The sequence below is a fragment of the Bacillus cereus G9842 genome, from assembly GCF_000021305.1.
Classification (GTDB): domain Bacteria; phylum Bacillota; class Bacilli; order Bacillales; family Bacillaceae_G; genus Bacillus_A; species Bacillus_A thuringiensis_S.
In genome coordinates, this window is record NC_011772.1 from 3,869,706 (window position 1) to 3,893,585 (window position 23,880).

Consider the following 23,880-nt stretch of genomic DNA (forward strand, 5'->3'; position numbering starts at 1 on the left):
CAATGATAAAAAAGACGACTGCGTTCCCCCGCAGTCGTCTTTTTTATGTTACGCTGTGATCCAAGCTTCGTCAGCTGGATTTTTACGCCACTCTTGTAATTTTTTCGTTTCAGCTTGTCCGATCATACCTTTTTCTGCTGCAACTTCAGTTAATGCACTGTAATCACTTAAAGAATATGATGCTACGTTAGCTGCTTCTAATTTTTCTTTTCCTGACTCTAGCTCGTATGTGAAGATTGATACGATTCCTAATACTTCACAGCCAGCTTCGCGAAGTGCTTCTACACACGTAATTGCACTACCACCAGTTGAAATTAAGTCTTCTACTACTACTACTTTTTGACCTTTTTCAGCTTTTCCTTCAATTTGGTTCCCTTTACCGTGACCTTTTGCTTTACTACGTACGTAGCACATTGGTAAATCCATACGATCGCTTACCCATGCAGCGTGCGCAATACCAGCAGTTGCTGTTCCTGCAATAACTTCTACAGTTGGGAAGTGCTCTTTAATTAACTCTTCTAATCCAGCTGCAATCGCTTGACGTACTTTTGGATAAGATAAAGTTAAACGGTTATCACAATAAATTGGTGATTTCATACCTGAAGACCAAGTGAATGGATCATTCGGTTGTAAAAATACTGCTCCAATTTCTAATAAATGCGATGCGATTTCTTTTTTCATACTGTTACACCTTCCCACTGTTGTTTTACTGTTTTATACGCTTCAAGCGGATTTTCTGCTTTCGTAATACTGCGTCCAACTACAATGTAGCTTGAGCCAAGTTCCCTCGCACGTTTCGGTGTTGCTACGCGCACTTGGTCATTAACATCATCACTTGCAAGACGAATCCCCGGTGTTACTGTTACAAATTCATTTCCGCATACTTCACGTAATTTTGGAACTTCAAGTGTTGAACAAACAACGCCATCAAGTCCACTGTCTTTCGTTAATTTTGCATAATGAGCAACCGCTTCTTCTAACGTTTTCTCAATGCCAATCTCTTTTTTCATCATAGCTTCCGAAGTGCTTGTTAGTTGTGTAACTGCAATACAAATCGGTCTCTCTTTTCCTTCTTGCTTACCTTCCTCTAATCCCTCAATCGCAGCTTTCATCATGCTACTTCCCCCAGCAGCATGAACATTTACCATATCAACATCTAGACTAGCTAGGCTACGCATAGCGCTTTTTACTGTATTCGGAATATCATGAAGTTTTAAATCTAGGAAAATCTTATGTCCTTTTTCTTTTAAGTACGTAATAATTGCAGGGCCTTCTTTGTAAAATAACTCCATACCTACTTTGACAAATAACTCTTCCCCTTCAAAGTGGTGTAAGAATTGTTCTACTTCTTGTTTCCCTGGAAAATCTAGTGCAACGATTAACGACTGTGACATGTTTGCTTCCAGCTCCTTCCTTGACATTCCGAAATATGATCAAATCCTAATTCATCTAGTAATGCTGGTAACTCTTCAATAATTGTCGGACATACGAACGGATCGATAAAGTTCGCTGTACCTACTGCAACTGCGCTTGCGCCAGCGTAGAAGAATTCAATTACATCTTCCGCTGTTTCAATACCGCCCATTCCGATAATTGGAATGTTAACCGCTTGGCTTACTTCATGTACCATGCGAATTGCTACTGGCTTAATCGCAGGACCTGATAATCCGCCTGTACGGTTTGCTAAAATTGGTTTAGCTGTTTTTAAATCTAGACGCATACCAAGCAATGTATTAATCATCGTTAAACCATCTGCACCTGCATTTTCAATCGCTTTTGCAATTTCCACTATGTTTGCCACGTTCGGTGACAATTTCACGTATACAGGTACTTCAGAAACCTCTTTTACTCGCTTCGTTAAATCAGCAGCAATTTCAGGATTTGTACCAAAGGCGATACCACCTGTTTTTACGTTTGGACAAGAAATATTTAATTCTAGTGCATGGACATTAGGCGCTTTAGAAATTTCCTTCGCAACCGCTACGTAATCCTCAGCCTGTGAGCCTGCAACGTTCGCAATAATTGGAAGGTCAAATTGTTCTAACCATGGTAATTCCGAATTCATTACTTTGTCTAATCCCGGGTTTTGAAGTCCGATTGCATTTAACATGCCGCCTGGTGTTTCAGCAACACGAGGCGTTGGATTTCCATAACGTGGTTGTTCTGTCGTGGCTTTAATCATGATTGATCCTAGTACACTTAAATCGTAAAACTGTGCATATTCACGACCAAATCCAAAGCATCCAGATGCCGGTATAATTGGATTTTTTAATGATAATCCTGGTAATTCAACTTGCAATCTGTTCATAGTACAACCTCCCCGATTGGAAATACTGGTCCGTCGCTACACACCTTCTTGTAAGAATGTCCACTTGGATCTTCTTGTAAGTGGCATACACATGCGAAACAAGCTCCAATACCACAGCCCATACGCTCTTCTAATGAAATATATGCTTTTTTCTCTTTGTAACGTCCTTCTAATGCACGAAGCATCGCTAACGGGCCACATGAATAAAGAATGTCAAAGTCGATCCCGTAATTATCAATTACATCTGTGACAAATCCTTTTGTACCGTGTGTACCGTCTACTGTCGCAACGTACGTATCACCAAGTTCTGCAAATTTTTCTTCATAGAAAACAACATCTTTCGTTTGAAAACCTAAGATGTGAATCACGCGTACACCCTTTGCAACGAGGCGCTGTGATAATTCATAAAGTGGTGGTACACCAATTCCCCCGCCTACTAGTAAAGCTGTTTGACCAGCTTCTGCTTCTTCTACAGGAAAACCGTGTCCTAATGGTCCTAGTACATCTATCATTTCACCTTGTTTTCTAGTTGCTAATGTTTTTGTCCCTTGTCCTTCGGCACGATATAGCATTGTAAATTCGTTCTTCTCTTGATCTACATTACAAATACTAATTGGGCGGCGCAGAAGGGGCGCAATGCCCTCTGCTACCTTAATGTGTACAAACTGCCCTGGTTCGTTCATTTGCTGTACTAACGTTCCTTGAAGCACTAATTCGTAAATGTTTTTTGCGATTTCTTTTTGGTTAACGACAATCATATTTTGCTTTTGCATCATGCATGTACCACCTCGTGACGCTTTGTTTGCGTAATTTCTTTCATTGAATGAGCTGAGAATGTCATAGATTCCAATACTCGTAAGATTGCTCTCGTTGTATCAAGTGATGTTAAGCAAGCCACACCATTTTCTACTGATTCACGGCGAATGCGGAAACCATCACGCGCTGGTTGTTTGCCTTTTGTTAATGTATTGATTACAAACTGTGCTTTTCCTTGACGGATAATATCAAGTAAGTTATAGTCTTCAGAATCAATTTTGTTTACCACTTGCACTGGAATATTTTGCTCTGCTAACGATTGTGCTGTTCCAGCTGTTGCTAATAAGTTATAACCGATTTCGTGGAAACGTTTTGCAATTTCCATTGCCTCTTCTTTATCTTTATCCGCTACTGTGATGATTACTGATCCGTGCGTTGGGATGTTAATTCCAGAAGCAACTAATCCTTTATATAATGCTTTTTCAAGCGTTAAGTCTTTACCCATTACTTCCCCTGTTGACTTCATTTCAGGTCCTAATGTTGTATCAACTGAGCGTAGTTTCGCAAACGAGAATACCGGCGCTTTTACATATACTTCTTTCTCTTCTGGGTGATAACCAGTTCCGTATCCTTGCTCTACTAAGTCTTGACCTAAAATAACTTTCGTTGCAACATTCGCCATCGGTACGCCCGTAATTTTACTTAAGAACGGTACTGTACGACTCGCACGTGGGTTTACTTCAATTACGTACACTTGATCTTTGAATACTACGAACTGGATATTTAGTAATCCAACAATGTTTAAACCTTTTCCAAGTGCAATTGTATGTTCAATGATTTGTTCTTTTAGTTTTTCAGATAAGCTTTGTGGTGGGTATACTCCAATTGAGTCACCAGAGTGAACTCCAGCGCGTTCAATATGTTCCATAATACCTGGAATGAATACATTCTCACCGTCTGAAATTGCATCTACTTCAATTTCTTTACCAACCATGTAACGGTCAATTAATACCGGATGCTCTGCATGAACTTTAACTGCATTTTTCATGTAGTGCAGTAATTCTTCTTGACGATATACGATTTCCATCGCACGTCCACCTAGTACGTAAGACGGTCTTACTAATACTGGATATCCAATTTCTTCAGCGATTGCTACTGCTTGTTCTACAGTTGTTGCTGTTTTACCAACTGGTTGCGGGATACCAAGCTGTGTTAGAGCTGCTTCAAACTTATCACGATCTTCTGCGCGGTCTAAATCTTCAAGTGATGTTCCTAAAATTTTCACACCGTGTTCTTCTAATTTCGCCGCTAAGTTAATTGCCGTTTGTCCACCGAACTGAACGATAACACCTTCTGGCTTTTCTAAATCGATAATGTGCATTACATCTTCGATTGTTAATGGTTCAAAATATAATTTGTCAGAAATACTGAAGTCTGTTGAAACTGTTTCTGGATTGTTATTAACAATGATTGCCTCATATCCAGCTTCTTTAATTGCCCATACAGAGTGAACAGTTGCGTAGTCAAACTCAACACCTTGACCGATACGGATTGGACCAGATCCTAGAACTACTACACTCTTACGATCTGTTCTAACCGATTCATTCTCGTCACCATATGTGCTGTAGTAGTATGGTGTTGCAGATTCAAACTCTGCCGCACAAGTATCTACCATTTTATAAACAGGAGTTATATTGCTTTCTTTACGCATATCGTAAATTTCACGCTCTGTTTTATTCCAAGCTGCTGCAACGTAGTGATCGCTGAAGCCCATTTCTTTCGCAGTTTGTAGTACTTCCATATTTCCTACATTCGCTTTTACTTCACGTTCCATATTTACGATGTTTTCAACTTTTTGTAAGAAGAAGAAGTCCATTTCACACCATTCGTTGATTTCTTCTTTCGTTACACCTTGACGAATTGCTTCTGCTACAATAAACAGTCGCTCATCATCAGCTTTTATAATGCGTTTTTTCATTGTTTCTTTATCAAGTTCTTTTAAATGCTCTAACTCTAAGTGATAAACGCCAAGTTCTAAAGAACGAACCGCTTTTAATAATGATTGCTCTAAGTTACGTCCGATTGACATAACTTCACCAGTTGCCTTCATTTGTGTACCCAGTGTTCTGTTTGCTGATTCAAACTTATCAAATGGCCAGCGCGGAATTTTTGAAACGACATAGTCTAATGCTGGCTCGAAGCAAGCGTATGTTTTTTGCGTTACTGGGTTTATAATTTCATCTAATGTTAGACCGACTGCAATTTTTGCCGCTAGCTTCGCAATTGGATATCCAGTTGCTTTAGATGCTAGTGCAGATGAACGACTTACACGCGGGTTTACTTCGATTACATAGTATTGGAAGCTATGTGGATCAAGTGCAAGCTGAACGTTACATCCACCTTCAATTCCTAATGCACGAATAATTCGTAATGAAGTGTTTCGTAACATTTGATATTCACGGTCACTTAATGTTTGGCTCGGTGCTACTACGATAGAATCACCTGTGTGAACTCCAACTGGATCGATATTTTCCATATTACATACTACAATCGCGTTATCATTTGAATCACGCATTACTTCATATTCAATTTCCTTACAACCAGCAATGCTCTTTTCTAATAAACATTGTGTTACTGGACTATGTTTTAATCCACCTGATACGATTTCAATTAGTTCTTCTTCATTACTACAGATTCCGCCACCTGTTCCCCCCATTGTAAATGCTGGGCGAACAATAACTGGATATCCAATTTCTTTTACAAATTCATGTGCTTCTTCTAGCGTATGAATGATGGTACTAGATGGAATTGGTTCATTTAATTCCTGCATTAATGTACGGAATAAATCACGATCCTCCGCTTGCTCAATTGCTGATAATTTCGTTCCTAAAATTTCAACTCCACACTCTTCAAGTATGCCTGATTTCGCAAGTTCAACAGCCATGTTTAAACCTGTTTGACCACCTAATGTTGGTAAGATTGCATCTGGACGTTCTTTACGAATGATACGGCTTACGAATTCTAGTGTTAATGGTTCTATATATACTTTATCTGCTGTTGCAGTATCTGTCATAATTGTTGCTGGGTTAGAGTTAACAAGGATTACTTTGTAACCTTCTTCTCTAAGAGATTGACAAGCTTGTGTACCAGAGTAGTCAAACTCTGCTGCTTGCCCAATTACAATTGGTCCTGATCCGATTACTAAAATTGTGTTAATGTCTAGGCGTTTTGGCATAACTCTTCCCCTTCTTTCTTGAAGTTTTCAATCATTTCTAAGAAATCTTCGAATAAATCATTTGCATCTTCTGGTCCTGCTGAAGCTTCTGGATGGTATTGCACTGTAAATGCTGGGAACTTCGTATGACGAAGACCTTCTACTGTTCCATCATTTAAAGCGACATGTGTAATTTCAAGTTCTGTATTTTTAACTGATTCTTCTTCTACTGCGTAACCATGATTTTGAGATGTAATTGCTACTTTTCCAGTTGCAAGATGTTTTACTGGATGGTTTAAACCACGGTGACCGAATTTTAACTTACTTGTATTCGCACCAGATGCTAGAGCGAATAGTTGATGTCCTAAGCAAATTCCGAATAAAGGAACTTTACCGATAATGTCTTTTAACATTTCAATTGCTTCTGGTACATCTTTCGGATCTCCAGGTCCGTTACTTAACATAATTCCATCTGGGCTAAGGCGTAAAATTTCTTCTGCTGTTGTATTGTAAGGTACTACAATTACATCACAGTCACGTTTGTTTAATTCTCGTAAAATACCATGTTTCATTCCGAAGTCTACAAGTACAACTCGGTGTCCACGGCCTGGGCTTGGGTATGGATCTTTCGTTGATACGCGTTTCACGTGATCTGTAAATACTGTCGCTTTTAATTGGCTCACGATGTATTCTACATCTGCATCCATGTTACATAGACGTCCACGTAATGTACCGTATTGACGAATTTTTCTCGTTAATTTTCTTGTATCAATTCCTGCTAACCCTGGGATATTTCTTTCTTTTAAGTAATCATTTAACGAAATTTCATTACGGAAGTTTGATGGGTGATCACAAATTTCGTTTACGATTAAGCCATTTACAGATGGGTGAATCGATTCAAAATCGTCACGGTTAATGCCGTAGTTTCCGATTAATGGGTACGTGAATGTTACGATTTGACCGCAATATGATGGATCAGATAATGTTTCTTGATATCCAGTCATTCCTGTTGTAAATACAACCTCACCTGACTTTTCAATTTCGCCTCCGAAACCTTTTCCAATTAATACTGTTCCATCTTCTAAGATAAGTTGTCTTTTCATACTAATGCACTCTCCTTTTGCCATGCGATCTTACCACCAACGATTGTCATTACCGGCCATCCTTGGCATTTCCAACCTGCGAATGGTGTATTTTTTCCTTTTGATAAGAATGTTGTTGGGTCAATCTCTTCTTCTTGTTCTAAATCAATGATTGTAATATCAGCTGTTCTACCTTCTTTCAGGCGACCTGCTTCTAAGCCGAATGTATCAGCTGGCTTTTCTGTTAAGAATTGAATTAACTGCTCTAATGTAATAATTCCTTTTTTCACAAGGTTTGTGTATAGAAGTGGGAATGCTGTTTCAAAACCAGTAATTCCGAATGGCGCTCTTTCAATTCCTTGTGCTTTCTCTTCCGCTGTATGCGGTGCATGGTCAGTTGCGATCATATCGATCGTTCCATCTAGTAATCCTTCAATTAATGCTGCATGGTCTTCTTTTCCACGAAGCGGTGGGTTCATTTTAAAGTTAGGATCAACTGATGGGATATCATCTTCACATAACACTAGGTGATGTGGTGTTACTTCTGCTGTTACTTTAATTCCAGCTCGTTTCGCATCACGGATTACACGTACAGAACCTTTTGTACTTACGTGACATACGTGATAGTGACAATCTGCTGCTTCAGCAAGCAGTATATCCCTTGCAATATGTACAGATTCACATACTGATGGGATACCGTTTAATCCGTGTTTCTCAGAAAACTTCCCTTCATGTACACAACCTTTATTAATAAGCGTATTCTCTTCACAGTGCGCAACTACTGCCATATTTAATTTCGCTGCACGTTTCATAGCCGCTAACATCATGCTAGCATCTTGTACGCCTACGCCGTCATCTGTGAAAGCAAATGCTCCAAGTTCTTTTAATGTTTCGAAATCTGTCATTTCAGAACCAGCTTGACGTACTGTAATTGCTCCGTATGGTAGTACGTTGACATGCGCTTTTTCTTTAATACGTTTTTGCAGGTCTTCCATATGTTCTCTGCAATCTGGTACTGGGCGTGTATTTGGCATTGAGCAAATTGTAGTGAATCCACCTTTTGCCGCTGCTAGTGTACCTGTTTCAATTGTTTCTTTATGTTCACCACCTGGTTCACGAAGATGTACGTGTACATCTACTAATCCAGGTGCGATTAAATTTCCGTTCACTTCGATTACTTCAGCATTATCTGCCGTAATATTTTCTGCTACCTTAGCGATTTTACCGTCTTGTACGAGAAGATCTGTTGCTACGATTTTTCCTTCTTCATTCATATAACGACCATTTTTAAACAAGTAATTCATGTTTCATTCCTCCTAATACATTTGGTAAGGCGCGTTTTAGTACAGCCATTCTTACGTAAACTCCATTTTCCATTTGTTTAAATATGCGTGAACGCTCACACTCAACAAGTTCACTTGCAACTTCAACATCACGGTTTACAGGAGCTGGATGCATAATAATGCTTCCTTCTTTCATACGCTTTTCTCTTTCCACTGTTAATCCGTGTCTCTCATGATACTCTTTCATAATGTCTGTTTCATAATGATCATGACGCTCATGTTGTACACGAAGTAACATCATTACATCCACTTCTGGAACAAGTTCATCCAATGGTTTGTATGTTCCAAATGTGCTGTCTTCATCTTTCCACTCTTCTGGACTTGCAAAGTAAATTGTTGCACCCAGTTTCGTTAATGCTTCTGCATTAGAACGTGCTACTCGGCTATGACGAACATCTCCTACTATCGCAATCTTTAATCCTTCAAATCTTCCAAACTCTTGTTTAATTGTAAGAAGATCGAGTAGGCACTGCGTTGGGTGGTTTCCACATCCATCTCCAGCGTTTAAGATTGGGATATTTACCTGATCTTTTAGTTCATCGAAGTAGCGATCTTGCTCATGGCGGACGATCACCGCTTTTGTTCCGATTGATTCTAGTGTTCTTATCGTATCGTATAGAGTTTCTCCTTTTTGTACGCTAGATGCATCCGCTGAAAAGTTTAAAACATCTAGTCCTAATCTCTTCTCAGCAACTTCAAAGCTAAATCTCGTTCTCGTACTATTCTCAAAGAACAAGTTCGCAACAAAAGTTTGCTCTGTCGTTTTGCTCTCTTTTCCATTCGCGAAATCTTCTGCGTCTTTTAGGATTTCTGAAATTTCTACTTCCGATAATTCACTCATCGTTAACAAATGGCTCATCGTCATCCCTCATCTTTCTGATTTTTATGTTACCACTTTTGTATTTTTATAACAACATTTGTATAAAAATACCCTAGTCATGTAAGACTAGGGTGCAAGGAAGAAGCCACCCTTTTCTGTCTCACAGGACTGAATTAAAAGGTTATTATTATGAAGCAATCTGCTTAGGTTGTTTTATTTGTTTCGTTTCCGGTAGTAGTAGATTTAACAGTACACCTACAATTGCTGCTAGTGCCATTCCTTCTACTTGGAACGATTCTCCTACGTGAAGTACCGCTCCACCAATACCGATTACTAGTATTACTGATGCAATCATTAAGTTTCGTTTGTCACTTAAATCTGTTTTATCATCTACCATCATGCGTAATCCGCTTGATGCAATTACACCGAATAGTAAGATTGATACCCCACCCATAACTGGTGTTGGGATCGAATGAATCAGCGCAGAAATCTTACCGATAAATCCGAACATGATTGCGAATACTGCTGAACCGATGAATAAGTATACACTGTATGCTCTCGTAATTGCTAGCACACCGATGTTTTCACCATACGTTGTATTCGGTGGCCCGCCGATTAGTGATGCGATTAATGTTGCTACTCCGTCACCGAAGATCGAACGGTGTAAACCTGGTTTTTCAATTAAATCTCTTTTAATAACATTTCCAAGTACAATTTGATGTCCGATATGTTCTGATATTGTTACTAGTGCAACTGGTACCATCAAGAGTACAATCTTCCATGAAAACTCTGGTGTGTATGTGACAAATGGTACTGTGAAATCTGGTACAACAAACCATTTTGCCTCAGCTACCGGCTTTAAGTCTACTAGCCCTTGGAAGTAAGCGAAGATATATCCGCCGATAATGCCAAGTAACACTGGTATGATACTGAAAAATCCTCTTCCGAATATCGAGCATATAATTGTAATTGCTAATGTTACTAATGCTACTGAAAAGTGTATAAAGCTATATTTGCCATCCGCACCGTTCATCGCCATATTAACTGCTGTATGTGCTAACGCTAAACCGATTACCATTACTACCGGTCCAACTACGATTGGCGGAAGTAATTTCATAATCCACTCTGATCCTGATTTCTTAATTCCGAGTGAGATTAAGATGTACACAAGCCCTGCTAGCAAACCACCAAGCATTGCTGCTCCCGGTCCACCTGCCGTTTTCGCTGTTATAATCGGTGCGATAAAGGCGAATGATGATCCTAGATAGGCAGGTACTTGACCTTTCGTTATAAGAAGAAACGCTAACGTTCCTAATCCACTTGATATTAATGCTACTGATGGATTCAATCCTGTTAAAAACGGAACAAGCACTGTTGATCCAAACATCGCGAACAAATGTTGTATACTCAAAAATAACCATTTTCCCGGTTTCGGTACTTCATTAACGTCTAACACTGGCTTTTGTTCCATTGTTACATCCTCCTTCAGTTTAAATCTTTGCAATAAAAAAACTCTTTGTGCCTGTGCACAAAGAGTCCTACACTTTCGTATGCCAAATTTGACATATGAAAGCCAAGACCCTTTGGCAGCCTCACAGGACTACATTTAAAAGGGCTTTACTTATCGTATATGCTTACTCGATCTTGTTGATCTGTCTCTTGCAAATCAACTTCGATACGCTCTTCACTTGATGTTGGGATGTTCTTTCCTACATAATCAGCGCGAATTGGTAGTTCACGATGACCTCTATCAACAAGAACCGCCAGTTGGATTTGAGATGGTCTACCTAAATCCATAAGAGCATCCATTGCTGCTCGAACTGTTCTTCCTGTATATAACACGTCATCCACAAGGATAACTTTTTTCTTCGTAATATCTACAGGGATATCAGAACCTTTTACAAGTGGTTCTTTATTTTTGGATTGCAGTGTTAAATCATCACGATATAACGTAATGTCTAACTCTCCAACTTCCATTTCTTTTCCTTCAATTTGACCAATTCGTTCTGCCAAACGTTGTGCAATAAAAATTCCACGAGTTTTAATTCCGACAAGAACACAATTATCGACACCTTTATTTCGTTCCACGATTTCATGACTAATTCGTGTTAAAGCACGGCGAATCATTTGGTCATCTAAAACGACAGCTTTCTCTTGCATGCTCTACACCTCCAAGCTTTTTTTCTTGCGTGAGAGTAATGGTATAAAAAAAGTCCTCTCAGCGTGTGCGAGAGGACTTTTGAAAAAAGGGTACAGCATACCCTAAGTATTTCAAACCGTTACCTTCTCAACCTCACGGGGCTGTGTTAAAGGATCATTATTTAACTGTTGTCAGTATCTCAGTTTTCTTGTGATTTGTCAATACTATTTCCGTAAAATATTTAATGCTTCTTCAAATACTTCTGGAATCGGTGCCTCAAACTGAATATATTCACCAGTACGAGGATGATCAAAGCCTAAAATACCTGCATGAAGTGCTTGTCCATTCATATCTAACGTTTTCTTGGGACCATACTTCGGATCTCCTGCAAGTGGATAGCCAATATATTTCATATGAACACGAATTTGGTGCGTACGTCCCGTTTCTAAGCGACATTCTACAAGTGTAAAGTCTTTAAAGCGTTCTAACACTTGGAAGTGAGTAACAGCATTTTTACCATTTTCATCAACTGTCATACTTTGACGCTCTTTCTTATCACGACCAATTGGTGCATCGATAGTCCCCTTATCATGCGGGATAACACCGTGCACAATTGCTTTGTAACGTCTTGTTACTGTTTTTGCTACAAGTTGATTTACAAGTGATTCATGCGCCATATCATTCTTAGCAACCATTAATAATCCAGATGTATCTTTATCAATACGATGCACAATACCTGGACGCATTACACCGTTGATACCTGATAAATCTGTACAATGGTGCATAAGGCCGTTTACAAGCGTACCACTTGTATGTCCTGGCGCTGGATGTACAACCATACCACGTGGTTTATTTACAACAAGCACATCTGCATCTTCATAATAAATTTCTAAATTCATATCTTCTGGTTGAATATCTAACGCTTCTGGATCAGGAATCGTTACTGTAATTTCATCTTCTTCTTTTACTTTATAATTCACTTTTACTGCTTTCCCGTTTACTGTCACAACATCATCTTTAATCCATTGCTGTACTTGTGAACGTGACCATTCGTTATTTATTCCTGCAACGAATTTATCAATTCGCTCATTTTTTTGCTCTTCTACAACTGTTACTTGTACTACTTCACTCATTCAATTACTCCTTCGCTTTCTTGCCTTCTAATAATGTTTGAATAATAATTAATACAACACCAATACATAACGCTGAATCAGCTATATTGAATACTGGATAGTTGTACGAGAAAATATACACGTGAATGAAATCCACTACTTCTTGTCTAAATACACGATCAATAAAGTTACCAATTGCCCCGCCTAAAATTAGGCCTAACGAAATACCTAGAAGCTTATCTGTTTTCGCATACTTTTTCATATAAAATACGATAAACACTACAAAAACAACTGTAATAATGTAGAAGAACCACATTTTATTTTCTAAAATACCCCAGGCAGCGCCTCTATTTCGATGTGATGTTATGTATAATACATTGTCGATAATCGGAATACTCGTACCCAATTCCATGTTCTTTACAATTAACCACTTCGATATTTGATCGATAGCAATGACAAATAACGCTATTACATAATATATCATTTTCATTTCCCCCACAAAGACAGTGTACCTCAAAATTTTAGCATAGCTGCTACCTTTTCACAATGAACCTTTATAGAAGAATAAAATAAATTAAAAAAAGGTAATATAATATCGTTGTGCGTATTCATACATTTACCTTTTCATAGAAAAATTCATGAATTGTTCGGGCAGTCGGCATTGTTTTCATTTGCTTTGTCGAAATTAATCTCCCGGTCTCTTCACAAATACCGTACATGTCTATTTCCATTTTAAATAATGCACGTTCTACATCCTTTAAATCCTCTTTTATATCATGTAATAGCAATTTTTTCTTTATCTCTTCCTTAATTTCATATCCAAGCTCTTGGCTGAACTCGACATCATATTTGTGCATTACTTCTTTAGCTAGTCTCTCTTGCAACTCTTTTCTCATCAATTGCAATTCTTCTTTTATTTCCATGTAGATTTCATTCACGTGTACATTCCTCCTAGCTGTAATGTACAGTTAGTGTGTCCGAAATTTATTTGCTTACCTCACACACATTTTTCCTTCACAGGAAAGAGCCTGAAAGTTATTTTGATATATCATCAAAATAAAAAACTGACTGCATAAATAGCAGTCAGTTTTTTATTATTTTACATAGTTTTCTTTCACAACTGTTGCACAACGCTCACATAATGTTTCATGTTCAGCATCTTTACCAATTGTTTCTGAAACTACCCAACAACGTTCACATGTTTCACCAGTTGCTTGAGCAACAACAACCGCTGTATGTTCATACTTCGGTGCATCTGCTGGCGCTTCTTCCATCATACCACCAAGTTTATACTCAGAAACGATGAATAATTGCTTTAAGTCTTCGCTAATAGACTCTAACATAGCTTTCATTTCTGCAGTTGGATATAGCGTAATGCTTGCATTTAATGACTTACCGATTACTTTTTCATTACGAGCTACTTCTAGTGCTTTTAACACGTCATCACGTAATGTCATAAATGCATCCCATTTTGTTTTTAATGCTTCCGCGTCATATAATTGTACAGCTTCTGGCATATCAGTTAATTGTACACTTTCTTCTGTTACGCCTGGAATGTATGGCCATACTTCATCAGCTGTATGCGGTAAGATTGGTGTTACAAGTTTCGTTAACGCAACAAGAACATCATATAATACAGTTTGAATTGCACGACGATCTTCGTGGTTTGCACCTTCAATGTATAAAATATCTTTTGCAAAATCTAAGTAGAATGAACTTAAATCAATTGTACAGAAGTTATGAATTGCATGATACACAGCAGCGAAATCGTATGTCTCATATGCTTCTTTAACTTTTGTAATTAAGTCATTTAATTTCACTAACATGTAACGATCTACTTCACGAAGCTCAGCTACAGCTACTGCATTTTCACTTGGCTTAAAGTCGTCTAAGTTTCCTAATAAGAAACGGAATGTGTTACGGATTTTACGATACACTTCTGCTACTTGTTTTAAAATATCATCTGAAATACGTACGTCAGATTGATAGTCAACAGAAGATACCCATAAGCGTAAGATGTCTCCGCCTAATTGATCCATGATTTTCTTCGGTACGACGATGTTTCCAATCGACTTACTCATTTTACGTCCTTCACCATCTAGTACGAAACCGTGGCTTAGTACGCCTTTATATGGAGCTTTACCTGTTACAGCAACTGCTGTTGATAATGAAGAGTTAAACCAACCACGATACTGGTCAGATCCTTCTAAATATAAATCAGCTGGACGCTGTAAATCTTCGCGCTCTTCTAATACAGCTTGGTGAGAAGAACCTGAATCGAACCATACATCCATGATGTCTGTTTCTTTACGGAATTCGCCATTTGGGCTACCTGGATGTGTAAATCCTTCTGGTAATAGATCTTTCGCTTCACGCTCAAACCATACGTTAGAACCGTGTTCACGGAATAAATCTGCTACATGGTTAATTGTTTCATCTGTAATAATTGGATCGCCATTCTCAGCATAGAATACCGGAATTGGCACACCCCATGCACGCTGACGAGAAATACACCAGTCACCACGGTCACGAACCATATTATGAAGACGAGTTTCTCCCCATGCTGGTACCCATTTTGTTTCCGCTACAGCTTCTATTAATTCTTTACGGAATGCTTCAATAGATGCAAACCACTGTGCTGTCGCACGGAAAATAATTGGTTTTTTCGTTCTCCAATCATGTGGGTATGAATGCGTAATGAATGTTAGTTTCAGTAACGCGCCTACTTCTTCTAATTTTTCTGTAATTGGCTTGTTAGCTTTATCATAGAATAAGCCTTCAAATCCAGGTGCTTCATTTGTTAATACACCTTTATCATCAACTGGGCAAAGTACTTCTAATCCATACTTTTTACCAACAACGAAGTCATCTTCCCCGTGTCCTGGTGCTGTATGAACACAACCTGTACCTGCATCTGTTGTTACGTGATCTCCTAGCATTACTAATGAATCACGATCGTAGAATGGATGTTTTGCAACTGTGTACTCCAGTTCGCTACCTTTTACTGTTTTCACAACTTCAGCATTTTCCCACTCTAACGTTTTTGCAACTGTCTCAAACAGCTCAGAAGCAATGATATATTTCTCATCATTTACTTTTACAATGCTATATTCAAGCTCTGGGTGAACAGAAATACCTAAGTTTGCAGGTAATGTCCAAGGTGTTGTTGTCCAAATGATGTACTTTTCATCACCTTCTAATACGTTCTTTCCATCTTTTACAGGGAATGCTACGTAAATAGATGCTGATTTTTTATCTTGATATTCAATTTCAGCTTCTGCTAAAGCAGATTCACTCGTTGGAGACCAGTAAACTGGTTTTTGACCTTTATAGATATAACCTTTTTTCGCCATGTCACCAAACACTTTAATTTGTTGTGCTTCATAAGCGGGCTCTAAAGTAATATATGGATTATCCCAATCTGCACGTACACCTAGACGCTTAAATTGTTCACGTTGACGTTCTACTTGTTCATATGCATACTCTGCACATAACTTACGGAACTCAGCAACTGTCATTTCTTTACGCTTTACACCTTTATTTGTTAAAGCTTGTTCAATTGGTAAACCGTGCGTATCCCATCCTGGAACATATGGCGCACTAAAACCAGTCATTGATTTATAACGAACAATAAAGTCTTTTAATACTTTATTTAATGCATGTCCCATATGAATGTCACCATTCGCATATGGAGGTCCATCATGCAATACAAATAAAGGACGACCTTTTGTATGTTCTTGTACTTTTTCGTAAATATTCATTTCAGCCCATTTTTCTTGCATTGCAGGCTCACGTTTTGGTAAGTTCCCACGCATTGGGAACTCTGTTTTCGGCATCAGTAATGTATTTTTGTACTCCATGCTCAATTCCTCCTTACATGTATATAAGAAATACTTAAAAAACGGAATAAAAAAGAGACTTTCTCATCCCAAAAAGGGACGAGAAAGTCTCCCGCGGTACCACCCTAGTAGATCATATACATATGTATAGAATCCTCTTATATTCTTAACGCGAATACACGCCTACGCTTACTCTATTTGTTCAGCGCGGAACTCCAGGGTGATATTCCCACTATCTCCTTATCCTGAGCTTACACCGTCCTCAGTTCGCTATATAAGGTTTGAAAAGGTACTTATCCCTATCTTCGTTTTTCTTAATAAATATGTTGTTTAAAATTATATGTAATAATGAGAAAAACGTCAAGCTTACACTGTTTCTTCTTTTTTCAACAGTTCATCTACTTCGTCTTCTAACTCAATTAGTTTATCCCAATCATCGTTGTTTAACATTTCAAGCTGTGTTTCTAATAACATACGGAAACGAGTTCGGAATACTTTCGCTTGTTTCTTTAACTCTTCAATATCAAAAGCAACTTTTCTTGATTTTACTAATGCTTCGTTAATAATACGATCAGCATTCTTTTCAGCTTCACGCACAATTAATTTCGCTTCTTTTTGCGCATTACGTTTTACTTCTTCCGCTGCTTCTTGCGCAACAACGATAGATTTGTTTAACGTATCTTCAATATTAGAGAAATGATCTAACTTCCCTTCTAACTGCGCAACTTTTTCTTCTAAAGCTTTTTTCTCACGAATGACCAATTCATAATCTTTGATAATTTGATCAAGAAACTCATTTACTTGATCTTCATCATAGCCACGGAATCCGCGACCAAATTCTTTGTTATGAATATCTAATGGTGTTAACGGCACAACGCCACCTCCAAGTAGTTATCTAAATTTCCTCTTTCAATTATATCTTTTCTTCGACAAAATAGGAGGATTTCCTTCTAAAAAACCAATCATTTTAGTATACCATACAAAATTCTCCATTTGTCGCGTTTTGTTCTACCTTCTACAGAAAATAATTTACTTCGGCCATATCCTCTAACAGAGAAAACGTCTCCTGGATAACATTCATAAGAAGTTTGTTCCACTATTTTCCAATTAACTTTTACTAAACCATTTTTAATGAAAGGTTGTACTTTCTGTCTAGATAAATGTAACATTTCAGCTAACATAACATCTAAACGAAGTGAAGAAACCGTTCCAGATTTCTCCCCCCACGTTTCATGTATCTGTAGAATTTGTTCTCCTTGTACTGCTGATAAGGAGACTTTTACTTTTCCTATTGCTTGTAAGTTCATCTCAATGTACGATACGATTTCTTTCGCAACTACAATTTGGGCACGATTTTCTTGCAGCAAAATATCACCACATTTTTCTCTCGTTAAACCAAGAGACATAAATGTACCTAATATTTGCCTATGTTCTAGCGTATAAAACTTGGAAGGATAGTCAATTTCTAATACTTCTACTTGAAATTCTTCTTCATTTAATTTTAGATAGTCTGGATAAATGAGTGCTCTTTTACGCTCTGCATTAGGCGTTGCACCACCAAATTGCACAGCAACATCTCCTTGTCCAATTACCATAGAAACAATTTGTTGCTGTCTTGGATCAAGGAAATCTGTTAATTTCACTTGATGGTACTCCGCCGTTCGCTTCCACTCTAGCACTTTATCTACAAAGACCTCTTCATCAGGCCTAAAATGTTCGTAAATGCTCATGTATTTAACCTCTTACTATAAGAAATAGCCGAACAAGCTGAACAAACCACTTTTAGCAAGTTTTAACGCAAAAATCGCAACGAGTGGAGAAATATCAATCATACCCAGCGGCGGAATAAATCTGCGGAATGGTTCTAAATACGGTTCACAAATTCGCGCCAAGAACTCTCCAAAAGATGATTCCTTTGCACCAGGAAACCATGATAGGAGAATGTAAATAATCAGTGCCCACGAGTAAATCTCGATAGCAGAACTTAACACCATTAAAACTGTTGTCATGGCGTATTACCACCTCTTTATATTTGTTTCTTCTTCTTCACCGAATAACTCTGAAATTGCACCAACAATATCAACATTTTCAGGTGTACACATAAATGTTTTCGGTCCTATTTTTTGAATGTCCCCGCCTATAGCGTATACAGTACCACTTAAAAAGTCAACGATACGTACCGCTTGATCAGTAGACATTCTCTGCAAATTAATTACAACAGCTCGTCTACCTTTTAGGTGGTCCGCAATCCCTTGCGCTTCCGAATATGTGCGTGGTTCTAATAAAACAACTTTTGAAGATTGTTTTGCTGTTTCAATACTCACAACATTTTGCTTCGGTTGCGCTTTCGGAAACGTAACATCTTGTTGTTCTGGTGGATCTTGCTGCTTTTTCATGTCTGTTTGCTCCTTTTCATAACCATATTGAGCTGCTTCTTTTTCTTCCGGTGTATCAAAAAAGAAGTATTTTACTTTTGACCAACTCATAATAAGATTCTCCTTCCTTTTACGCTTTTCCTACTAAAATCGTTCCCAAACGAATATATGTAGCCCCTTCTTCAATTGCAATCGTGTAATCGTTGGACATTCCCATTGATAATTCTTTACATGGCGCATGTAATAACTCTAGCTCCTGCACCTCTGTTTGTAGCATACGTAATTCCTTAAAACAGCGTCTGATTTCTTCCTCTTCTTCTGTAAATGGAGCCATCGTCATTAGTCCGACCACTTCAATTTTATCGAATTCTTGCAAACTTTGAATAAAAGAAACAACCTCTTCTATTGCCAATCCTTGCTTCGATTCTTCAGATGAGGTTTTCACTTGAATAAAGCATTTCACTTTCTTATCAGCACGTTTCTGAATTTCTTTCGCCAGGGAAAGACGATCTAACGAATGTAAATAATCAATTTCATTAATGATTTCTTTTACTTTTCTCGTTTGTAATGAGCCAATAAAGTGCCAATTAACTTTTGAACCGAAATGCTCGTATTTCTGTAAGAAACCTTCATTTCTATTTTCACCTAAATCGATAATTCCAGCTTCAATTACTTCGTTTGTTTTTTCAATCCCTACAGTTTTTGTCACTGCAACAAGTTTAATATCTTGCAACGAACGTCCAGCTCGAGCGCAAGATTCTTTAATAGCTTCGTTTACAATCACTAAATTTTCTTGTACTGTCACTTGCTTCCTTCCTCCTTAAAACCTATGAAACTCAACATTCTTCCTGTCTTACCTTGATCACGACGATGAGAGAAAAATAGTTGCTCTTCACAGCTTGTACAAAGAGATGACATTACAATATGCTCTTCTTTTATGCCTGCTTGTACACATAATATACGATTAATTTCTTTTAAATTAATTGCGTACTGCCCGTCAGAAATTTTTTGATGAGGAACAGCACCGCTAACTACTTCCTGTGCTGCTGTTAATACACGATCATCCACAACATAACAACAAGATCCGATCGACGGCCCAATTGCAACATGAATTTCATCACTTGAAATACCTTCTGCATTCCACTTTTGAATCATTTCCTTTGCAATCTCTTGTACAGTGCCTTTCCATCCAGCATGCGCAAGTCCTATCATACCATGTGATGGTGCATAAAAATAGAGCGGAACACAATCCGCGTAACAAGACGTTAACAGAACATCTTCATTACTCGTATAAATGCCATCTGTTTTTGAAATGCCGTCCTCATATGAATAGACGCCACTTCCTTTTTCCTGTTGCCCTACTTTTTCAACATGATGAGCATGAACTTGTTCAGAGCAAATCCAGTTTTCTAATGGTTTTTGTAACTTATTTGCTAAAATGCGTCTGTTTTCATGAACGTTCTCCACGATATCATTCACATGTAATCCTAAATTCATCGCATGAAAGGAGCCCGTACTTATCCCACCATCTTTTGTCGTAAATCCAGCAGTAATGTTTCCAAGTTCTTTCCACGCTTGTAAATACAGTATACCGTCCACATATTTAAATGGTTCTCTCATAATAAAGCGGCTCCTTTTAATTAAAATAACAGAAAAAAGCATGGTACTTCCTGTCTATTTTACCATACTTTTATTTTTTCATAATCCTAACAGAAAAAAAAGAGGAATTTGTAATATTCTTTATGAAATTGTCGGTGTTTGTATTGATTCTGTTACAGAATTAACAGGATTTACTCTTACAAGTATGACATCTTCCCCAATTTTCACAATTTCCTTCCAAGGAATTACAATCTCAACATCTTTTCCAAAAATACCTAGCATACGTGTCTGTTTGGAAATAATAACAGAACAAATTTTCCCTGTGTTCATATCAATTTCAATATCTCCAATATTCCCAATCCTTTTTCCATCTGAAATATTTATAACATCCTTCATCTGTAACTCTGAAATTCGTATCACCATTTTTATCCTCTCCCTTATATGACGAATTGGAAACTGTTTCTCATATTTACAGGAAGCCACCTATACGAAACACCATGCTAGTTTCATTATATGAACACTAATCCCCTACTATGAGCACAAACCATATTACATATAAAAAGGTCTCACCATAATTGGTGAGACCTTATCCTTGAATCGTTTTATTCATTTGTTTAATGGCTGACTTCTCTAAACGTGATACTTGCGCTTGGGAAATCCCAATTTCTTCTGCAACTTCCATCTGTGTCTTTCCTTGGAAGAAACGTTTTCTAATAATCATTTTCTCTCGATCATTTAAACGCTTCATTCCTTCTTTTAATGCTAATTCTTCAACCCACTGCTCGTCCTTTTGTTTTTCATCACTTAACTGATCCATAACAAAGATAGGATCTCCTCCATCATTATAAATCGGTTCAAATAATGAAACTGGGTCTTGAATCGCATCTAAAGCAAATACTATCTCTTCATGAGTTACTTCTAGCACTTTTGCAATATCCATTGCTGTTGGTTCTTTTGAATTTTCTGCAATCAACTTTTCTCTTACTTGCAAAGCTTTATACGCAATATCTCGCAATGAGCGCGATACGCGAATTGGATTATTATCACGCAAATATCTGCGTATTTCCCCAATAATCATCGGCACAGCATACGTTGAAAATTTTACATTTTGGCCTAAATCAAAATTATCAATTGATTTCATAAGTCCAATGCAACCAACTTGAAATAAATCGTCAACATATTCTCCTCTGTTATTAAATCTTTGGATGACGCTCAGTACAAGACGTAAGTTTCCATTCACTAATTTTTCTCTTGCGCTTATCTCTCCACTTTGCATTTCACGAAATAATTTACGCATCTCTTCATTTTTTAATACTGGAAGTTTAGCTGTATCAACACCGCAAATTTCTACTTTGTTTCTCGTCAAAGTGTTCCCTCCTATCGGGAGTTGCTGTACAGTGTAAAGTATTTCCTTTGAAGGGGATTTTATGCATATGGTTTTTTCACGATTTTTTATTTAAATTATCTTTCCTAATACAACTAAATAGAATAAGACCAGCCTACATAACGGCTGGTCTTATTCTTCACACCATTTTATTAAATTCTTTTCGTAATCTTTTTATAATTCTTTTTTCTAAACGCGAAATGTATGACTGTGAAATCCCAAGCATATCCGCCACATCTTTTTGCGTCTTTTCCTCTCCTCCAGCAAGACCAAACCGAAGTTCCATAATTTGTTTTTCACGATCATTTAATTGGTGTAATGCTTTCATTAAAAGGTGACGATCTACAGTAGCTTCTAAATCTTTTGTAATAATATCATCATCTGTACCTAACACGTCAGACAACAACAGTTCATTCCCATCCCAATCAATGTTTAGCGGTTCATCAAAAGAAACTTCTGAACGATTTTTGTTATTTCGACGTAAATGCATTAAAATTTCATTTTCTATACAACGCGATGCATATGTTGCTAATTTTATTTTCTTTTCTGGATTAAATGTATTTACCGCTTTAATAAGGCCGATTGTTCCTATACTAATCAAATCTTCAATATTTATCCCTGTATTTTCAAACTTTCTTGCTATATATACAACGAGCCTTAAGTTACGTTCAATAAGTAATGACCTTGCTGCCTGATCTCCCTTTGGCAATTTATTCAAAAGAACTTCCTCTTCTTCTTTCGTTAACGGTGGTGGCAACGCTTCACTTCCACCAATATAATAAATTTCATCGGTCTTAATTCCTAATTTCAGCAATACTTTATACCAAAGGTATACTAAATAAAATTTTAATTTCATCATATTATCCCGCCTCTCATTATTAAGCGATCACCATTTTTTGTGAAATCAACATTTTTGGATGCACAATACATTGATACTCCCCATTTGTAGACAGTTGTTGTGTATTTAATCCAATTAATACTTTGTTTACAACAATAGAACTACCTTCATGATCAACTTGCACACTGTCAGGCTTAATTGCCCACAAAAATTGACTTTCTACTCCTACTGCACGGAAAGGAATTAAACGTAATTTTGTCGCCCAACCAGAATCATTTTCTGGTATTTGAGGAATTTCTGTTTTGGAATAAATTTGTTCTGTTAACCAAGATGGTAAGCAATGTTCTAATGATGAAACATGCATAATCATAACGGGTGTTTTTGTTAATGGATCGTAAAGTTGGTTCCCACTGTCAATAAGACCTGCCAGTTCTAGTTCTTCTTCGGCCAATTGAATTTTTACTTTCACAATTTGGTCATAGTGTATTTTCGTGACCTCTACGCTTTCAATACGCTTTTTAGAAAAATAATAAATTACCGGAAAACCAAAAATAACAAATAACCAACTAATTGGATCGCCGTAAGAAATTGACTGAGATTGAACCAATCCATTTACCATTTCATTCGTTTGCAAAAAGAAATGAGTTCCAATTAATCCTCCGCCAACCATAAAGGTTACAAAGTAAAAAGTAAAAACAGTCTGTGCATAATTTCTAAATGTTGTAAACCCAAATGCTGTATACACAATAAGTAACGAGTACAGTAGTTTCATAATTGGATGTGTCATCATAGAAGCAAAAGGAGTAAAGGCAAAAATAACAATAGTTGAACCTATAAATGCCCCTAACACAAGCCTCCATCTTTTGATTTTCTTTTTTAACACGGTAGCTGTTAATAAAAGCAAAAGAAAATCAATGCAGGCGTTTAACAACCAAACAACGTCGGCGTAAACAACCAAACAATTCACCTCTTTTTTCAAGTTGAGACTAGTATAATGCATATCCAATAGGAAAGTGTGTCAATTTGCGGAGGTGTTTTTTTGTTATTTTGTGATTTCTAGACATAATCTG

At 37.5% G+C, this 23,880-nt stretch carries 24 protein-coding genes and 1 other annotated feature; all 24 genes read right to left on the reverse strand.

What is annotated here, in order from left to right; all coding sequences use genetic code 11:
- Nucleotides 1–48: 48 nt before the first annotated feature.
- Entirely contained in the window at nt 49–681 is a 633-nt protein-coding gene (pyrE, locus tag BCG9842_RS19310; protein ID WP_000711454.1) for an orotate phosphoribosyltransferase, read from the reverse strand.
- The gene (gene pyrF, locus BCG9842_RS19315; RefSeq protein WP_000083509.1) at nt 678–1,394 is read right to left on the reverse strand and encodes an orotidine-5'-phosphate decarboxylase; all 717 of its coding nucleotides are present in this window, start codon (nt 1,392–1,394) and stop codon (nt 678–680) included. The genes pyrE and pyrF overlap by 4 nt, the downstream gene beginning before the upstream one ends.
- Nucleotides 1,379–2,308 carry a dihydroorotate oxidase B catalytic subunit gene (gene pyrD, locus BCG9842_RS19320; RefSeq protein ID WP_001081049.1) on the reverse strand — a complete coding sequence of 310 codons (930 nt, stop codon included), beginning with the start codon at nt 2,306–2,308 and terminating at the stop codon, nt 1,379–1,381. Before pyrD ends, pyrF begins: the two co-directional genes overlap by 16 nt.
- Complete coding sequence (gene pyrK, locus BCG9842_RS19325) at nt 2,305–3,084, reverse strand: dihydroorotate oxidase B electron transfer subunit (RefSeq protein WP_000983354.1); 780 nt, start codon at nt 3,082–3,084, stop codon at nt 2,305–2,307. Before pyrK ends, pyrD begins: the two co-directional genes overlap by 4 nt.
- Nucleotides 3,081–6,299 carry a carbamoyl-phosphate synthase large subunit gene (gene carB, locus BCG9842_RS19330; protein ID WP_001126139.1) on the reverse strand — a complete coding sequence of 1,073 codons (3,219 nt, stop codon included), beginning with the start codon at nt 6,297–6,299 and terminating at the stop codon, nt 3,081–3,083. The genes pyrK and carB overlap by 4 nt, the downstream gene beginning before the upstream one ends.
- A complete protein-coding gene (locus BCG9842_RS19335) occupies nt 6,284–7,381 on the reverse strand; it encodes a carbamoyl phosphate synthase small subunit (protein ID WP_000828669.1) in 1,098 nt (365 codons plus the stop codon). Before BCG9842_RS19335 ends, carB begins: the two co-directional genes overlap by 16 nt.
- Nucleotides 7,378–8,664 carry a dihydroorotase gene (pyrC, locus tag BCG9842_RS19340; RefSeq protein ID WP_001108387.1) on the reverse strand — a complete coding sequence of 429 codons (1,287 nt, stop codon included), beginning with the start codon at nt 8,662–8,664 and terminating at the stop codon, nt 7,378–7,380. The genes BCG9842_RS19335 and pyrC overlap by 4 nt, the downstream gene beginning before the upstream one ends.
- On the reverse strand, nt 8,648–9,562 hold the full coding sequence (pyrB, locus tag BCG9842_RS19345; RefSeq protein WP_000018846.1) for an aspartate carbamoyltransferase: 915 nt from the start codon (nt 9,560–9,562) through the stop codon (nt 8,648–8,650). The genes pyrC and pyrB overlap by 17 nt, the downstream gene beginning before the upstream one ends.
- A gap of 148 nt (nt 9,563–9,710) precedes the next feature.
- Nucleotides 9,711–10,994 (reverse strand): uracil permease, encoded by a 1,284-nt coding sequence (uraA, locus tag BCG9842_RS19350; RefSeq protein WP_000435925.1) that lies wholly within the window; start codon nt 10,992–10,994, stop codon nt 9,711–9,713.
- Between the two features lie 146 nt (nt 10,995–11,140).
- On the reverse strand, nt 11,141–11,683 hold the full coding sequence (pyrR, locus tag BCG9842_RS19355; RefSeq protein ID WP_001156491.1) for a bifunctional pyrimidine operon transcriptional regulator/uracil phosphoribosyltransferase: 543 nt from the start codon (nt 11,681–11,683) through the stop codon (nt 11,141–11,143).
- A 204-nt stretch (nt 11,684–11,887) separates the two neighbouring features.
- Nucleotides 11,888–12,796, reverse strand: coding sequence for an RluA family pseudouridine synthase (locus BCG9842_RS19360; protein WP_000005854.1), 909 nt, complete (start codon nt 12,794–12,796; stop codon nt 11,888–11,890).
- Between the two features lie 4 nt (nt 12,797–12,800).
- On the reverse strand, nt 12,801–13,259 hold the full coding sequence (gene lspA, locus BCG9842_RS19365; RefSeq protein ID WP_000642180.1) for a lipoprotein signal peptidase LspA: 459 nt from the start codon (nt 13,257–13,259) through the stop codon (nt 12,801–12,803).
- A 124-nt stretch (nt 13,260–13,383) separates the two neighbouring features.
- A complete protein-coding gene (locus BCG9842_RS19370) occupies nt 13,384–13,713 on the reverse strand; it encodes a molecular chaperone DnaK (protein WP_001002956.1) in 330 nt (109 codons plus the stop codon).
- 156 nt (nt 13,714–13,869) lie between these two features.
- Entirely contained in the window at nt 13,870–16,635 is a 2,766-nt protein-coding gene (ileS2, locus tag BCG9842_RS19375; RefSeq protein WP_000455954.1) for an isoleucine--tRNA ligase, read from the reverse strand.
- Nucleotides 16,636–16,706: 71 nt separating this feature from the next.
- Nucleotides 16,707–16,929, reverse strand: a binding site (T-box leader).
- Between the two features lie 51 nt (nt 16,930–16,980).
- A complete protein-coding gene (gene divIVA, locus BCG9842_RS19380) occupies nt 16,981–17,487 on the reverse strand; it encodes a septum site-determining protein DivIVA (protein WP_001131611.1) in 507 nt (168 codons plus the stop codon).
- Nucleotides 17,488–17,576: 89 nt separating this feature from the next.
- The gene (locus tag BCG9842_RS19385) at nt 17,577–18,344 is read right to left on the reverse strand and encodes a YlmH family RNA-binding protein (RefSeq protein WP_000029714.1); all 768 of its coding nucleotides are present in this window, start codon (nt 18,342–18,344) and stop codon (nt 17,577–17,579) included.
- Between the two features lie 15 nt (nt 18,345–18,359).
- Nucleotides 18,360–18,623: a YggT family protein gene (locus tag BCG9842_RS19390; protein WP_000214323.1), complete on the reverse strand. Its 264-nt coding sequence runs from the start codon at nt 18,621–18,623 to the stop codon at nt 18,360–18,362.
- A gap of 6 nt (nt 18,624–18,629) precedes the next feature.
- Entirely contained in the window at nt 18,630–19,100 is a 471-nt protein-coding gene (locus BCG9842_RS19395) for a cell division protein SepF (RefSeq protein WP_000119129.1), read from the reverse strand.
- A 19-nt stretch (nt 19,101–19,119) separates the two neighbouring features.
- Complete coding sequence (locus BCG9842_RS19400; protein ID WP_000218005.1) at nt 19,120–19,794, reverse strand: YggS family pyridoxal phosphate-dependent enzyme; 675 nt, start codon at nt 19,792–19,794, stop codon at nt 19,120–19,122.
- Nucleotides 19,791–20,609 carry a peptidoglycan editing factor PgeF gene (pgeF, locus tag BCG9842_RS19405; protein ID WP_001209008.1) on the reverse strand — a complete coding sequence of 273 codons (819 nt, stop codon included), beginning with the start codon at nt 20,607–20,609 and terminating at the stop codon, nt 19,791–19,793. The genes BCG9842_RS19400 and pgeF overlap by 4 nt, the downstream gene beginning before the upstream one ends.
- 120 nt (nt 20,610–20,729) lie before the next feature.
- On the reverse strand, nt 20,730–21,011 hold the full coding sequence (locus BCG9842_RS19410; protein WP_000236745.1) for a YlmC/YmxH family sporulation protein: 282 nt from the start codon (nt 21,009–21,011) through the stop codon (nt 20,730–20,732).
- Between the two features lie 163 nt (nt 21,012–21,174).
- Entirely contained in the window at nt 21,175–21,954 is a 780-nt protein-coding gene (gene sigG, locus BCG9842_RS19415; RefSeq protein WP_000197755.1) for an RNA polymerase sporulation sigma factor SigG, read from the reverse strand.
- Nucleotides 21,955–22,111: 157 nt separating this feature from the next.
- Entirely contained in the window at nt 22,112–22,831 is a 720-nt protein-coding gene (gene sigE, locus BCG9842_RS19420) for an RNA polymerase sporulation sigma factor SigE (protein ID WP_000976948.1), read from the reverse strand.
- 19 nt (nt 22,832–22,850) lie between these two features.
- Complete coding sequence (gene spoIIGA, locus BCG9842_RS19425) at nt 22,851–23,768, reverse strand: sigma-E processing peptidase SpoIIGA (protein WP_000261975.1); 918 nt, start codon at nt 23,766–23,768, stop codon at nt 22,851–22,853.
- Nucleotides 23,769–23,880: the final 112 nt, after the last annotated feature.